The sequence below is a fragment of the Mycobacterium sp. genome (assembly GCF_050701515.1).
Lineage (GTDB): Bacteria > Actinomycetota > Actinomycetes > Mycobacteriales > Mycobacteriaceae > Mycobacterium.
Genome location: NZ_JBOGDB010000187.1, coordinates 12,612 through 28,280, shown reverse-complemented (window position 1 = coordinate 28,280; position 15,669 = coordinate 12,612). Strand labels below are relative to the sequence as shown.

At 69.7% G+C, this 15,669-nt stretch carries 11 protein-coding genes; 3 read left to right on the top strand and 8 right to left on the bottom strand.

The window, feature by feature from the left end; translation table 11 throughout:
- The coding region (locus ACRDU5_RS15675) for an aldehyde dehydrogenase (RefSeq protein ID WP_526615538.1) at window positions 1-1,427 on the bottom strand (1,427 nt) is incomplete at its 3' end.
- 41 nt (window positions 1,428-1,468) lie between these two features.
- Entirely contained in the window at window positions 1,469-2,242 is a 774-nt protein-coding gene (locus tag ACRDU5_RS15670) for a class I SAM-dependent methyltransferase (RefSeq protein ID WP_526615537.1), read from the bottom strand.
- 34 nt (window positions 2,243-2,276) lie between these two features.
- Between ACRDU5_RS15670 and ACRDU5_RS15665 the strand changes: the two genes are divergently transcribed.
- Complete coding sequence (locus ACRDU5_RS15665; RefSeq protein ID WP_526615535.1) at window positions 2,277-3,437, top strand: glycosyltransferase family 4 protein; 1,161 nt, start codon at window positions 2,277-2,279, stop codon at window positions 3,435-3,437.
- On the opposite strand, the gene ACRDU5_RS15660 is transcribed toward ACRDU5_RS15665, so the two are convergent.
- Both ACRDU5_RS15660 and pgfA read right to left on the bottom strand, forming a co-directional pair.
- On the bottom strand, window positions 3,421-5,064 hold the full coding sequence (locus ACRDU5_RS15660) for an MmpA family trehalose lipid delivery protein (RefSeq protein ID WP_526615534.1): 1,644 nt from the start codon (window positions 5,062-5,064) through the stop codon (window positions 3,421-3,423). The two genes, ACRDU5_RS15665 and ACRDU5_RS15660, sit on opposite strands and share 17 nt — an antisense overlap.
- Before the next feature lie 14 nt (window positions 5,065-5,078).
- Entirely contained in the window at window positions 5,079-6,281 is a 1,203-nt protein-coding gene (gene pgfA, locus ACRDU5_RS15655) for a cell envelope lipid trafficking protein PgfA (protein WP_526615533.1), read from the bottom strand.
- 207 nt (window positions 6,282-6,488) lie between these two features.
- Between pgfA and ACRDU5_RS15650 the strand changes: the two genes are divergently transcribed.
- On the top strand, window positions 6,489-7,610 hold the full coding sequence (locus tag ACRDU5_RS15650; protein ID WP_526615540.1) for an acyltransferase family protein: 1,122 nt from the start codon (window positions 6,489-6,491) through the stop codon (window positions 7,608-7,610).
- Here ACRDU5_RS15650 and ACRDU5_RS15645 read toward each other — a convergent pair.
- From ACRDU5_RS15645 to ACRDU5_RS15630, 4 genes are read right to left on the bottom strand one after another with little or no spacing between them, the layout of a single operon-like run.
- The gene (locus tag ACRDU5_RS15645) at window positions 7,579-9,042 is read right to left on the bottom strand and encodes an AMP-binding protein (RefSeq protein ID WP_526615532.1); all 1,464 of its coding nucleotides are present in this window, start codon (window positions 9,040-9,042) and stop codon (window positions 7,579-7,581) included. The genes ACRDU5_RS15650 and ACRDU5_RS15645 overlap by 32 nt on opposite strands.
- 1 nt (window position 9,043) lies before the next feature.
- Window positions 9,044-10,015, bottom strand: coding sequence for a phosphotriesterase family protein (locus ACRDU5_RS15640; protein ID WP_526615531.1), 972 nt, complete (start codon window positions 10,013-10,015; stop codon window positions 9,044-9,046).
- Between the two features lie 10 nt (window positions 10,016-10,025).
- The gene (locus ACRDU5_RS15635) at window positions 10,026-14,228 is read right to left on the bottom strand and encodes an alpha-(1->3)-arabinofuranosyltransferase domain-containing protein (protein WP_526615539.1); all 4,203 of its coding nucleotides are present in this window, start codon (window positions 14,226-14,228) and stop codon (window positions 10,026-10,028) included.
- A 1-nt stretch (window position 14,229) separates the two neighbouring features.
- Entirely contained in the window at window positions 14,230-14,403 is a 174-nt protein-coding gene (locus tag ACRDU5_RS15630; RefSeq protein ID WP_526615529.1) for a DUF2613 family protein, read from the bottom strand.
- A gap of 82 nt (window positions 14,404-14,485) precedes the next feature.
- Here ACRDU5_RS15630 and ACRDU5_RS15625 point away from each other — a divergent pair, with 82 nt between their 5' ends.
- Window positions 14,486-15,655: a glycoside hydrolase family 3 N-terminal domain-containing protein gene (locus ACRDU5_RS15625; protein ID WP_526615528.1), complete on the top strand. Its 1,170-nt coding sequence runs from the start codon at window positions 14,486-14,488 to the stop codon at window positions 15,653-15,655.
- The last annotated feature ends 14 nt before the right edge of the window (window positions 15,656-15,669 follow it).

Genomic DNA, 15,669 nt, shown 5'->3' with positions numbered 1-15,669 from the left:
CCCTCCGGGCCGTTCTCGCGGCCGATGCCGGAGTTCTTGTAGCCGCCGAACGGTGAGCCGGGATCGAACGCATACATGTTGACCGCGTAGGTGCCGGCGCGGATCTGCGACGCGATCTTCATCGCCTTGTCGTTGTCGGTGGTCCACACGCTGCCCGCGAGCCCGTACACCGAGTCGTTGGCGATGCGCACCGCGTCGTCCTCGGTGTCGTAGGGAATGATCGCCAGCACCGGTCCGAAAATCTCCTCCTGGGCGATGGTCATCGAGTTGTCCACGTCGGCGAACACCGTCGGCTGCACGAACCAGCCGCTGTCCAAGCCTTCGGGACGGCCGCCGCCGGTGACCAGCCTGGCGCCCTCCTCGACGCCCTTGCGGATGTAGCCCTCGACACGTTCGCGTTGCTTCTCACTGATCAGCGGGCCGACCGCGGCGGCGGGATCGTCGGGCAGGCCGACCGGCATGGCGGCCACGCCGGCGGCCACCTTCTCCACGATCTCGTCGTAGCGTGACCGCGGCGCCAGGATGCGCGTCTGCCCGACGCAGGCCTGTCCGCAGTTCATCAGCCCGGAGAACAACAGCATCGGCAGCGTGGAATCCAGGTCGACGTCCTCGAGGATGATCGCCGCGGACTTGCCGCCCAACTCGAGCGTGCATGGCTTGAGCTTCTCGGCCGCGATCTTGCCGATCTCCTTGCCGACCGCCGAGGACCCGGTGAACGTGAACTTGTCCAGCGCGGGGTTGGCGGTCAGCGCGCGGCCGGTCTCGGGCCCGCCCGGAACGATGGACAGCACCCCCTCGGGCAGGCCGGCCTCGGCGAACATCTCCGCCATCGCGAAGACGGACAGCGGAGTCTCGGCGGCGGGCTTGAGCACCACGGTGCAGCCCGCGAGCAGCGCCGGGCCGAGCTTGTTGGCGGCCAGGAAGAACGGCACGTTCCACGCCGTGACCGCGCCGACCACGCCGATCGGCTCACGCACCACCATGGTCTGGCCATAGACGCCGTCGCGGAAGTCACGCCAGGTGAACTTGTCGGCCGCGCCGGCATAGAACTGGAATGCCGACATCGCGGCGCCGTACTGCATCATGTCGACGATGGTCGGCGGCTGACCGGTCTCGGCGGCCAGCAGGAACTTGAGCTCGTCGGCACGCTCCTCCATGAGCTTGACGGCGGCGCCCAGCACGGCGGCCCGCTCCTGCGGCGACATGTGCGGCCACGGGCCCTCGTCGAAGGCCTTGCGCGCGGCCGCGCAGGCGGCGTCGACGTCGGCCTGCGACGCCAGCGGAACCTTGCCGACCAGCTCGCCGGTGGCCGGCGAGAGCACCTCGATGACATCTGCGGTTGCGGGCTGGGCCCACTTGCCGCCGATGAAGAGCTTGTCCCACTCGGTCTTGACGGAAGTTGTTTTCTTGGCAGTGCTCTGCGTCATGGCGCCACCCTACCCACGATCGGGCAAAACGAGAACCTGTTTCAGTCGAGGGACGCCGGCGGGCGAAGGACCAGCACCAGGTTGCTCACCAGAAACTCTCTGAGCAGCGGGATCCCGGTCATCCACCACGCCCATCTGGGGTGGTAGCGGGGAAATGCGGCGACCAGCTCGCCGCTGCTGGCGGCCCATTGCAGTCCGTCGGCCGCCGACACCGCGAAGAGTGACGATCCGTAGTTGTTCTTGGCCGGATGGCCGTGCTTTCGGGCGTATCGCGCCGCCGCCCGCTCGCCGCCGAGATAGTGCGTCAGACCCAACTCGTGCCCGCCGAACGGGCCCAGCCACACCGTGTAGGACAGCACGGCCAACCCACCGGGTTTGGTGACCCGAAGCATCTCGCTGCCGAGCCGCCACGGGTGCGGCACATGCTCGGCGACGTTGGAGGACAGGCAGATGTCGACGCTAGCGTCGGCGAAAGGCAACGCCATCCCCGACGCTCGGACATAGGTGGCCGCCCCGTCGGCCATCGGGCCCGCGTGCATTTCGGCGGGGTCGGGCTCAACACCGACGTAGCGCATGCCCGCGGCCTCGAAGGCTTCGGCGAAATAGCCGGGTCCCCCGCCGACGTCGAGCACGGTCCGGCCGGTCGGCGGCTGGCCGTGCGTGGCCTGCCACAGGTCGCTCACCATGGCCGCGGTGTCCTTCGCGAGTGCCCCGTAGAACCGCGCCGGGTCGCGTTGCTCGAAGCGGAACTCGGAGAGCAGCCGGACCGACCGGGACAGCGTTGCCCGCCGCGCGAACAGATCGGTGGCGGACATAGCCCGACCTTATGCAGCGGTTACGCTGGCACGGATGTCTGCCCGATGTGTCCGCTCCGTGCTGTTGCTGTGCTGGCGGGATACCGGCCATCCCCAGGGCGGCGGCAGCGAGACGTATCTGCAGCGCATCGGGGCGCAGCTGGCCGAATCCGGAATCTCCGTAACGTTGCGGACCGCGGGTTATGCCGGTGCCCCACGCCGCGAGGTCGTCGACGGCGTACACGTCAACCGCGCCGGCGGCCGCCATTCGGTCTACATCTGGGCCGGTTTGGCGATGGTGCTGGCCCGCATCGGACTCGGCCCGCTACGCAACGCGCGGCCCGACGTGGTGATCGACACCCAGAACGGCATCCCGTTCCTGGCGCGCCTCGCCTACGGTCGCCGTGTCGCTGTTCTGGTGCATCATTGCCACCGCGAACTTTGGCCGGTTGCGGGTCGGCGGACCGCACGCTTCGGTTGGTTCGTCGAGTCCCGGCTGTCGGTATGGCTGCACCGGCGCAATCAGTACGTCACGGTGTCGCTGCCGTCGGCGCGGGACCTCACCGACCTCGGGGTCACCGCGCAGCACATCGCGGTGGTGCGTAACGGGCTCGACGAAGCACCGGCGGAGACGCTGCACCGGCCGCGCTCGGACAAGCCGCGGTTGGCGCTGTTGTCTCGGCTGGTGCCGCACAAGCAGATCGAAGACGCGCTGGACGCGGTGGCCAGGCTGCGGTCGCGGATCCCCGGCCTGCACCTGGACGTCGTCGGCGGCGGCTGGTGGCACCAGCGCCTCGTCGACCACGCGCAGCTGCTCGGCATCTCCGATGCGGTGACCTTCCACGGCCACGTCGGCGATGTCGCCAAACACCAAGTGCTGCAACGGGCTTGGGTGCATGTGCTGCCGTCTCGCAAGGAGGGCTGGGGGCTGGCCGTCACCGAGGCCGCGCAGCACGGGGTGCCCACGGTGGGGTACCGGTCCTCGGGCGGGCTGACCGATTCCATCGTCGACGGGGTGACCGGCCTGCTGGTCGACGATCACGACGAACTGGTGGTGCGGCTCGAGCAGCTGCTTACCGACCCGGTGTTGCGCGATCAGCTCGGCGGCAAGGCGCAGGCCCGCAGCGGCGAGTTCTCCTGGCAGCAGAGCGCCGAGGCCATGGGCACCGTGCTGGAGTCGATGCTCGCCGGGAAGCGGGTCAGCGGGCTGATCTGATTCGCCGCAGCCGCGGGACCGTCATGCCCGCCAGTCCGGCGGCCAGTAGCGTCAGCCACCCGATGTGGGCGGCCATCATCAGGCCACGACCGGACGCCGCGGGACGATCACCGCCGATGCGGTACACCCGTATATCTTCGTCGCTATAGGCAACGGGCAGCCTCAGTGTTGTTGTGTGGTCGGGGGATTCGACGACCACCCAGCCCACACCGGCCCAGGCGAGCGTGTCGCGGTCGGCCCCCGCCATCACAAACTGCTGCACGGCCCGCGCGCGGTCGCCCTCGCCCGGTATGGTGCGCCCGGAGATCGTCAGGTCACCGGTGGTCAGCACGTCGGCGCGCACCCAGCGCGGCAGCGGGTCCAGCACCGGCGCGTCCCCGGCCCAGGAGAACTGACGCATGCTGTCGACGGGCAGCACCGCCACCGGCCCTGGGTCGGCGTTGATCATCGCCGCGGCCGTCGCCCAGCCCGCCGGGTAGTGCACCGCGACGACCTTGCCGCCCGCCCCCCACGCCAGGTCGGGCAGCGTTGCCACCAACGCCAAACAGCACACCGTCGCGGTGACAAAGCCGGGCAACCACCGCCGCAGTGTGACGACCGCCGCGGCGGCTGCGAGGGTGTAGCCCGGCACGGCCAGCGCCACCCACTTCTGTGCGTCTCGGATCACCCCGAGTCCGGGCAGCGCCCGGATCGCCGCCTCGGCGAGGGCCAGCCCTGGGCCGGTCGCCATGGCGGCGGGCACCACCACCGCGACGGCCGCCAGCACGAGCAGCGGAACCGCGGCCGGCCGGCGCGCCGCGACCGGTAAGCCGACCGCCACCACACCGAGCAGCACGACGGCGGCGACCACCGCGAAAAGCGTTGTCCGGGAGGCCGGTACGGCCTCGGCGTTCCAGATGCCGCCGAGACTGGCCAGGCTGCCCAGCGTGCCGAGGCCCGGCTCGGCCCGTGCGGCGAAGGCCGTCACCCCCTCGGCCTGCGACGACGACAGCGACCCGGACACCACCGCGGCGATCAGCCACGGCAGCGCCGCGGTGACCGCGACGCCTAGTGCCACCGCCGCGCACTGCCAGCGCGGCCGGCCGGACCCCGGCGCCAACGAGCATGCCAGCGCCACCACGGCGGCCAGCATCAGGCCGGTCGGCGTCAAGCCGGCCAGCGCCGTCCAGAACACCAGCGGCCAGCAACTGCCGTCGCCTCCGCGCAGCCGCAGCATCGTCGTCGCCACCCACGGCAGGCAGCCATAACCCACCAGCAGACTCCAATGACCCTGCAGCAGACGTTCGGCCACATAGGGATTCCAGATCGCCAGCGTGGCGGCGACGAGCTGGCCGGGCACACCGGCGTCGGGCAGCACCCTCGCGGCCAGTCGCGCGCAGCCCCAGCCCGCCAGCCACAAACCGCCGACCAGCAGCACCTTGACCACCACGCCGCCGTCGATGAGATGGGAGGCCAGCGCCACCGCGAAGTCCTGCGGCAGTGCCCGCGGCGCCGCATCCGAAAGGCCAAGCGCCGCATCGGATATGTGCGATCGGGGCGTGGACACCGCGTCGCGCAGCAACAGGTAGCCCGGCGCCAACAGTGGCGCCGTCACCAGCAGAGCGAGCGCCAGCGGGTACGCCGGCACGGCGAACCGGGTGATCAGACCGGTCGGTCCGGCGGCCGGCGGGTCGGCCGCTGCGCCGGCAGCTTCTCGGTCTCGGCCTCCGCGCCCGGCACCGGCTCGCCTGCCGGTCCGCGGGCGAAGAATCCATGGTCCGCTTCGTCGAGCCCGGGGTCGATCAGCGCGGACTCGGCGCGCAGGCTGAACGAACCCAGCAGCGCCGCGCCGACCAGGGCAACCAGGCCCATCGCGGTGAAGGTGATCGGCAGGATCCGTCCCCACAGCGCCACCCGGTCGCGCTCGTCGCGCGCCTGGGCGACCTGGTTCTCCACGGTCTCCTCGTTGGAGGTGACGGTGTAGTCGACGAACGTCGCTTCCGGCCTGAGGGCTTCGCGCGCGTAGTAGTGGTGCTCACGCTCCTTGGTCTTCACGATGGTGCCCGACACCGGATCCACCCACATCGTGCGCTGCGCGGCGTAGTAGCGGCTCATGGTGATCGGCGCGTTCGGGTCGCCCGGCACACCCCACTGTGATGCGGGCGCGGTGACCTGGCTGTCATCGTCGTTCTCGTAGAGCGAGGCGTACTTGACCGGTTCGACCAGCTTGCCGTCGGCGTCGTAGCCGATGTTCTGGGTGAACCGGTAGGTGGTCAGGCCGTTGACGTCTTCCTCGCCGTCGTAGTTCGCGTCGAACGCCTTCTGCGCGACCGGATCGAAGTAGGGGTAGGTCCTCTTCTCGGTGTCGAACGGGAACCGGTACGCCAGCCCGTCGTGCGGCAGCGCGATGTTGGTGGGTGGCTGGTCGTCCTCGATGATCCTCGGCTTCTGCACCGCGCCGCCCGGGTTGCTTTCGCTGGAGACGGCCATCGCGGTCTTGCGGTCCAGGGTGACGGTGTCGACGATGGCCAGCAGCAACCCCCTGTCCTGCTGCTGGTCGGTGCGGCGCAGGGTGGTGCCGACCTGAAGGGTGACCACCTCGGCGTTCGACGGCGCCTCCACGCTCATCTGTTGCTGCTGCGTCAGCGGCACGTTCTTGTTGATGACGAACCGCTCGCCGGCCAGCGACGCTGGGTCCAGGGCGGTTCCGGTTCCGTCGCTGACGAGTGTGGCGTCCAGGTCCAGCGGAATCTTCTGGATCTTGCCCTTGGTGTAGGTGGACAACAACAGGGCGGCGACCAACAGGGCCGCCCCCAATCCCATGATCCCGCACGCCGCGATACGCAACGCCACTGCGCGGTTCAAACCATGCCTCCTTCGGTCTGGCCGATCCAGGCAAAACCCGTACGACCCTAACAGCACAATTTAAGGCGGTGCTTACCGCACGGCATCCTCCGACGGCTGCCTGACTACCCGTTTTCGGCCGATCGGCATCCGCCCGGCACACTGGTCGTCGTGACGGAATCCACCGGTGTGGGCGGGACGCGTTCCTTCCTCCCCGCCGTCGAGGGGATGCGTGCCTGCGCGGCCGTCGGTGTGGTCGTCACCCACGTCGCCTTCCAGACCGGTCATACCGGCGGGATAGCGGGTCGGCTGTTCGGCCGGTTCGACCTCGCGGTCGCGGTGTTCTTCGCGCTGTCGGGCTTCCTGTTGTGGCGCGGCCACGCGGCGGCGGCGCGAGGCCTGCGACCCATCCCGCCGACCGGGCACTACCTGCGCTCCCGCGTCGTCCGCATCATGCCGGCCTACCTGGTGGCGGTGGTGGTGATCCTGGCGCTGCTGCCCGACAGCAAGGCGGACTTCACGGTCTGGCTGGCCAACCTGTCGCTGACCCAGATCTACGTGCCGTTCACGCTCACCGCCGGGCTGACCCAGATGTGGAGCCTGGCCGTGGAGGTGAGTTTTTACCTGGCCCTGCCACTGTTCGCACTGCTGGTGCGGCGGGTGCCGGTGACGGCGCGGATTCCGGTGCTAGCCGCCGCCGGTGTCATCAGCCTGGGCTGGGCCCTCATTCCGTTCGACACCGCCGTTGGGGTCAGCTCGCTGAACTGGCCGCCGGCCTTCTTGTCGTGGTTCGTCGCGGGCATGCTGCTGGCCGAGTTGACGGTGAGCCCGATCGGGTGGCCGCACCGATTGGCCCGGCGCCGGGTCCTGATGGCGGTGATCGCGGTGGCCGCGTTCCTGGTGGCGGCGTCGCCGGTGGCCGGCCCGGAAGGCCTGACGCCCGGCACCGCGAACCAGTTCATCGTGAAGATCGCGATGGGTGCGGTGGTGGCCGCCGCGTTGCTCGCGCCGCTGGTGCTGGACAGGCCGGACACTTCGCACCGCGTGCTGGGCAACGCGACGATGGTGACCCTGGGCCGGTGGTCCTACGGGTTGTTCATCTGGCATCTGGCGGCTTTGGCGATGGTGTTCCCGGTCATCGGCGAGTTCGCGTTCAACGGCCACATGCCGGTTGTGCTGGTGCTGACGGTGGTCTTCGGTTTCGCGATCGCCGCGGTGAGCTACGGGCTGGTCGAGTCGCCGTGCCGGGTTGCGTTGCGGCGCTGGGAATTCCGCCGCAGCCGTCCTGACGAGCCCGCTCCGCCGTTGGATAGTGCGGTCACGAGTGTGCCCGAGCCCGTCGCGCGATGACGTCGTCGCGCACCGCCGTGCGGCGTGCCTTGCCGGCCTCATCGCGCAGCGGTGTGTCGACGAACTCGACGGTTCGCGGCACCTTGTATCCGGCGATTCGTTCGGCCAGGAAATCGATGACGTCGGATTCGTCAAGGCCCTCGGCCTGCACCAACGCGTAGGGCACCTGACCCAGATCCTCGTCGGGAACGCCAACAACCAAGCAGGACAGCACATCCGGATGGGCAGACAGGGCGCCTTCGATCTCGGCGGGGTAGACGTTTCGTCCGCCGACGGTGAACATGTCCACCCGCCGGTCGTTGAGATACAGGTAGCCCTCTTCGTCGAAATAGCCGAGGTCGCCGATCGAGTCGAAGCCGTCGCGGGATTTGGCCGTCGCCCCGATGTAGCGGTAGGTGGGCGCGCTACCCGGCGCCGGCCGCATAAAGACCTCGCCGACCACACCGGGCGGGCACTCGCGGCCCTCGTCGTCGAGAACCTCTATCTCACCGCTGACCACTTTGCCGACCGAGCCGGGGTGGTCCAGCCATTCGCCGCCGCTGATGACCGTGAATGCCTGAAGTTCGGTGCCGCCGTAGAACTCCCACAGTCGGTCCGGTCCGAGCAACTCGATCCAGGCCTCTTTGACGGTGAGCGGGCACGGCGCTCCGACGTGCCAGAACCGCTGGATCGATGACAGGTCGTAGGCGTCGGGGTTGGCCCGGTACACGGGCAGCAATCGATGCATGATCGTCGGCACCGTGGCCAGGAAGTTGACCCGATGCTCGGTGACCAGCCGCAGGAACTCGTCTGGTTCGAATCGCGGCATGACGACCAGGTGGCCCAGTAGTAGCCCGACCGTGGCCCCGATCATGCCGGTGTTGTGGGACATCGGCACCGAAACCAAGGTGGTATCGCCCTCATGCACACCGAGTCCCAGCCCGAAAGCGGCTGCGTTATAACGACTGTCACCGCCGGCTTCGATCAGTTTGGGACGTCCGGTGCTGCCTCCGGACGCCATTGCCTTCCATGACGGCGACACCGCCTCGGGTAGCGCAGCATCCGGCAGTCCGGCATCAGGTGTGAATTCCGCCGGGACGCTGGGGATTTCGCCTCGTGGGTCTGTCCGCCCGACCAGCAGCGCTCGTGGGCGTAGCCTGAGGATCCCCTCGAATTCGGCGTCGGGCAGCCGCGTCGGTAGTGGCTGGGGTATCGCCCCGAGCTTCCAGGCGGCGATCGCGGCCAGTAGGAACTCGATCGAATTGGGCAGCACGATGGTCAGGTAGTCGCCTTGACCCACACCAAGTTCGGCGTATGCGCGGGCCAGCCGGTTGGTAGAAGCATCGAGTTCGCCACGGGTGATGGTACGGCCCGCGCAAGTGATCGCCGGGTCGTCGGGTGCCACTGCGGCCAGCCGGGAAACCTGGACGCCGATCGGAGCGATTTCTGCCATTTCAGTAGCCGCCTTGGTTCTCGAAGATCCTGCGGGGGTTGTCGACGAGCATGGTGGCGATCTGCTCATCGGTGACTCCTCGCGCCTTCAGCGCCGGAAGCACGTCGTTGTGGATGTGCAGGTAATGCCAGTTCGGCATGGCCACCGGCACCAGCTCTTCGGGCAACCAATCGATGAAGCAGGACGCATCGTGCGACAACACCATCTTGTCGGCGTGCCCGCGTTCACACATGGTGGCCACGGTGTTCACCCGTTCCTCGAACGACAGGAAGGTGTCGAGGCCGAAGCGATCCATGCCGATGTAGGAACCGTTGCCGATCAGCTCGCCGAGGTATCCGATGTCGGTTGTGTCGCCGGAGTGCCCGATCACCACCCGGGACAGGTCGACGCCCTCCTCGGCGAAGATCCGCTGCTGTTCCAGCCCACGCCGGGTGCCGGCATGGGTGTGCGTCGAGATGGGCACACCGGTCTGCCGGTGCGCCTGCGCGACGGCCCGAAGCACCCGCTCGACACCGGGGGTCACGCCGGGTTCGTCGGTGGCGCACTTGAGGATTGCCGCCTTCACACCGGTATCGGCGATGCCCTGCTCGATGTCGCCCACGAACATCTCCACCATCGGCTCGCCGAGTGGCGTTCCCGGGCCGCTGAAGTGGAAGTACATCGGCACGTCGTTGTAGGTGTACACGCCGGTCGCGACGACGATGTTGATGTCGGTGGCCGCCGCGATGCGGGCGATGCGCGGGATGTAGCGGCCCAGCCCGACGACGGTGAGGTCGACGATGCTGTCCACACCGCGGGCCTCGAGCTCGTTGAGCCGAGCGATGGCGTCGGCCTCCCGTTTCGCCTCGTCGCCCCACACCTCGGGGTAGTTGTCGGTGATCTCCGGGGATAACACGAAGACGTGCTCGTGCATCAGCGTCACCCCGAGATCGGCGGTGTCGATGGCTCCTCGCGCGGTATTCAGTTGCGGCACTCCGCCGATGCTAAGGCGCGACGACCGCAGCCGCCAGGGCGCCCACCGAGATCAGCGCCAGCAACTGGACCCCCGCCGAGTGCCCGGCGTAGCCGTCCACCGATCGCCACGGATTCTGTGACAACACCGCGCCGGCCAGGATCAGGGCGCCCGCGCTGGTGCCGACGGTGACGGCGTCGCACAGATCCGGGCGAGTGCGAAGCAGGTAGCGCACGCCGAGCGCCGCGCCGACCACGACGACACCGGTCACCCCCGCAATCACCGCGCCCGCCGCCAGCACAGTCAGCCCCGCCGCGACCGGGCCGGCCTGCCAGGGCCGTGCGGGGTTACCGGGCGGACGCGGCCTCCGCACCGGCACAAACGCCAGCAGCAGAAGCACGGGCAGCAGCGCCAGCCCGCCGGCGAGTCCGGCGCGGTAGGCCGCATTGGAGCCGAACGACGACGTGACGGTGCCCGCCGTGCCGGCCGGGATGACCCAACCCTGCTGCCAGCCGTTGACGGTGATCGGGGTAAGCCGGGTGCCGTCGGGCGTGCGCGCGGTCCAGCCCGGGTTGATGCTCTCGGGTACCACCAGCACGCGCGACGCCTCCGACGCCGGGATCTCCACTACGCGATGGTCGGAGCTCCATGCGCCGGTATTGACGGGAACCGTTGCGGCGGTGCGTAACTGACTCGCCAGCGGGCCGGCCAGTTGCACGCCGTCGACCACGAACGCCGCACCGGGGCTGATCAGCAGTTCCTGCTGGCCGGCGGGCAGGGCGATTGGTGCGGCCTGGCACGGTCGGGCCGGAATCGGGTTGCCGTCCAGCAGCGCGCCGACCGTGGTGGTGACCGAGGTCTGCACGAACTGGCCCGCCACGGCGATGATCGGCCCGCGACCGCATGGCAGCGTGACCGGTCGCTCCCGGTTGCGTGCGGCGTCGGCGGCGCCGATCGGCTCACCCTGCGGGCCCAGCACCGCGATCTCGGCCAGGCCGGGTGGCTTGAGTTGGTCGAAACCCAGTGCGGTGCGGTCGATGACGTCGTCCCAGTCCAGGATCGACACCTTGACGGTGTCGGTGACCCTGGGGCGCAGTGGCAGCGTCTGCGGGCCGGCGTCGCCGGACAGCGCGCGCACCTGCGGGCCGTCGCCCAGGTCGACCGCGACCATCCTCGGCTGGGTCGGCAGCGCTGACGAGCTCGGTGTCACCCGCAGCGCCGTCACCTCACTGCGTGCCGGCAGCGCGAGCGTCAGGTTGGGCGGCGTCCGGTGTTGCACCACGCGCTGGGGCGCGGTCCACGCGGTGCGCGGATCGCCGTCGGTGGCGGCGTAGACGGAGCCGAGCACATCGATCGGATCGGCGTCGCCGCTGGCGCGGGTGGTTCCCGGCTGATGGATCAGGTCGGCCAGGTTGGGGCCCTGACGCGGGCGCACCCACACCGTCGGGGTTACCGATATCGGCTCGGCGACGGTCAGTGTGCGGCTCAGATTCACCGGCTCCTCCGGCGACAACGCCATCGCCGCCGCGCAGTGCACCCCGTCGGGTCCCTCCGCGCAGCCCGAACGCCCCAGCAGCTCGGACCCCAGATCCCACTGTACGACAGCGGAATTCGGGGGAGGGCCGGGTACCAGGACGGTATGGCGCAACTCGACGGGATGGGCGAAGCCGGACGCGTCGTATTGAGTGACGGTGAAGTCGGTGAGGCCGAACTGAACACCGGGCGACCCGTCGTCGGTTCCGACCGCGGTGATCCGGACCCACGGCGTTTCCCCGTAGGGCAGTGCCGCGGTGAGCGGCTTGCCGGCCTCATCGAAACGTAGCGTGCTGGTGCCGTTGACGGTCGAGATCTCGATGCGCCGAATCTGTGCGCCGACCGCTGTGGCGCTGGGCGTGACGGTGATGGTGGCGTTGGTGACGGGGTGGTCGAAATCGACCTGCAGCCACTGTCCGACGGCGGACTGCAGCGAATTGGACACCCAGCTCGTCGACGAGTCGCCGTCGATCGCAGCGGTCGGCCCGGTCGCCGGCACGACATGGGGCAGCGCGGTGGAATCCGCCGCCGAACTCGACACGGTGAGTCGGCCGCCGGTCCAGTGGCCGTACACCATTCGGTCGTCGCCGGTGGGGTAGTCCGGCACCCGGTTGAAGGTGTGCCGGGTATCGCCGTCGGCGCGGATCGCCGACGCGTGGTCGTCGACGCGGCCGTAGTCGATCTCGCGGGCCAGCGGGGTGTCGGTGATCGTAACGACGGGCGTCGACAGCCCGGCGCGCTGCGCGTCGGCCGTCAGCAGCATCGGACCCAAGGGTGGTTGGTTGCGCAGCCGCCGCCGCTCGTCGAGCCGCAGCAGCGCCTCGGGGCCGCCGTCGATGCGGGCCATGGCGTCGGTGCCGGTGAGGTACGGCCGGCCCGGATCGGATAGCGCGGTGTCGACGCGATAGATCTCGACGGCCGGGTACTTCGGCCGCAGTCCGCTGTCGGAGATGAAGCCCTTCAGCGTGCCGGGTCCGACCGGGTCGCCGAATTGTGCCATCTTCGACAGTCCCGGTGACCCGTCGATCGCCCGGTGAACCAGAATCGGCCGCGCCGACCGGGACGTCTCGGGATCCAAGTCGTTACGGACGACGACGTATGAGATACCTTGCCGGGCAAGGGTATCCGCGAGCCCTGCGGACGGCCGACCGGCCGCCAGTAGCCGCTGTACCGAGTCGAGCGCGCGGATGGTCTCCGGCGGAGTCAGCGGGATCGAGTCGCGCACCCCCCATGGGCTGCTGACGAGCACCTGCAGTGGCTCGTCGTGGCTGTTGCCCCACACCTGGGTTGCGAACGGCGCGCCGGGCACCACCAGCACCCGACCGGCGGTGGGTGAGCCCCCATTGTGCTCGTCCAGCCAGTCGGCGGTCTGGTGCCAGTACGGCGGTATCGCGTCGAACGCGCCGGGCGGGGTGAGTCGACCCGTCCAGGCCAGCGAGGTGCCGGCCGCCAGCGCCACCAGCACCACGATGCCGACGGCGACCCGCTTGTCGCGTTCGGGGTGGGCGAAGGCGGTCATCCATTCCCGCCGCGGTGCGCTTCCCGGCAGCGGGATGCGGCCAAGCAGGTGGGCGAGGCCCAACACCAGCGGCAGCCGGATCACCGGCTCCAGCTTGTGCACGTTGCGCACCGGGGTTCCGGCCGCATCGAGAAAAGCCTGAACCTCATGTGCCAGTGGCGATCCCAGAGCACCGGAGTATCCGGCCGCCAGCAGCACGATGCCGATCAGCAGCATCGTCACCAGCCGACCGCGCGCGGGCATGGAGCGCATCGCCAACCCGGCCACCCCGGCCGCCGCGACCAACGTCGTCGCCAGCACGGCCACCGATCCCGTCACCAGCGAGGCACCGGCGGTGGCGTTGGGTGCGACGAACGGTGTCCAGCTGTCGGTGCCACGCAGCATCTCGGTGAGCGACGTCCACTGGGTGGTGACGCCGGATGACTCGATGAAGTCCAGGAACGGTGGGCTGATCCGGCCCAGCAACACCAGCGCAATGACCCACCAGGTGATGGCCAGCGCCGAGCACACCGCCCACCACGCGGTGAACCGCCACCACAACCGGTTCGGCCGGTGACAGGCCCACCAGATCAGCGCGGCCAGGCAGCCGGTCAGTGTCGCGACCGCGTTCACCGCGCCCATCAACGCCAGCGCCAGCGCCGAGCGCGCGGCCAGCACCCGCACCGAACCGGCTCCGCGCAGGGCCAGGATGACCGGCAGCAACACCCACGGCGCCAACATCATCGGCAGCGTCTCCGAGGAGATCGCGCCGATCGTGGTCAGCACCCGCGGCGACAATGCGAACGCCGCGGCGGCGATCACCCGGGAGCCCGGTGAGCCGATGCCCAACGCCTCGGCCACCCGCAGCAGTCCCCAGAATCCGACCGTGATCAGCAGCGCCCACCACAGCCGCTGGGTCACCCAGCCCGGCAGCCCGAGAAAATCGCCGATCAGGAAGAACGTGCCGTGCGGGAACAGGTAGCCGTAGGCCTGGTTCTGCGCCTGGCCGAACGGCAGCTCGCTGTTCCACAGATCCGTCGCACGCGCCAGGAACCGCAGTGGGTTGGCGGTCAGGTCGAGTTTGGTGTCCGGCGAGATCTTCCCGGGCGACTGGGCGAACGTCAGGACTAGCGATGCCGCGGCGACCAGCCACAGCCAACGACGAGAGAGCGGCGCCGGGGACGCCGGTGAATCGGCGGTCAGGTTAGCTTCGGTCGCCGTACTCGACCCGGTTCAGGACGGACGATGCCGGATCGCCGGCCTGCACTGCCGGCTTGCTGTCCTGCTGCACCATCAGCGTTATCCCGAAGATGGCGGCCGCACCCAGCAACAGGCCGACCACGATGCTGGCCGCGGCGGGCACCAGAAACCGGTCCATGCGGCCAAAAGTAGCATGCGGCCGGGAGCACGGAATGGAGCACCGTCTCGCCGTCCGGTAGCGGCATGACAGCATGGGGGCCATGCCTCTGCCCCGTGCACTTGGTGCGCTCGCGGCGCTGTCCGGCTTGTTGCTGGCCTGCTCGCCGGCCGCCGAAGAACCTTCCGCTTCGCCCGCGCCCCCGGGCAGTTCGGCGACCGCGCTGGACCGGCCGATGCCGGCCGCGCCACCGCTGGCCTGCGGTGACGGCTCGGCCCTGCTGGCCGCCATGTCGACCCGGGACAAGCTGGCCCAGCTGCTGATGGTCGGGGTCACCGGTGCCGCCGATGCTCGTGCCGTCGTCGGCACCCACCACGTCGGCGGCATCTTCATCGGCGGCTGGACCGACCTGTCGATGCTTTCCGACGGCTCGGTCCGCGACATCGCCGGTTCCGCGGGCCCGCTGCCGTTGGCGGTCAGCGTGGACGAGGAGGGAGGCCGGGTGTCGCGGTTGGCCGGGCTGATCGGCAGTCAGCCGTCGCCGCGGGTGCTGGCTCAGAGCAACACGCCCGAAGAGGTGTACGGCATCGCGCTCGAGCGCGGCCGGGCGATGCGCGGGCTCGGCATCACCATCGACTTCGCCCCGGTCGTCGACGTCACCGACGCTGCGGACGACACCGTGATCGGCGACCGGTCGTTCGGCGCGGACCCCACCGCGGTAACCGACTACGCCGGCGCGTACGCCCGCGGGCTGCGCGACGCCGGCCTGCTGCCCGTCCTCAAACACTTCCCCGGCCACGGGAACGGCTCGGGCGACTCGCACGTCGGCAGCGTCGTCACCCCGCCGGTGGACGAGTTGCAGAACAACGATCTGATCCCGTACCGGGCGCTGGCTGGGCAGCCGCCGGTCGGCGTCATGGTGGGCCACATGCAGGTGCCCGGTCTGACCGGCAGCGACCCGGCGAGCCTGAGCCCCGCCGCCTATGCGCTGCTGCGCTCGGGCGGCTATGGCGGGCCGCCGTTCAACGGGCCGGTGTTCACCGACGACCTGTCCAGCATGCGGGCCATCACCGATCGGCACGGCGTTGCCGAGGCCGCGCTGCGCGGACTGCAGGCCGGTGCCGACACCGCGTTGTGGGTGACCACCGACGAGGTGCCCGCCGTGCTGGACCGGCTGGAGAAGGCAGTGGCGGCCGGGGAATTGTCGCCGTCCCAAGTGGACGGGTCGGTGCTGCGGATGGCCGCGGTCAAGGGCCAGAATCCGCGGTGCTGACGCCGTTTCGTCAC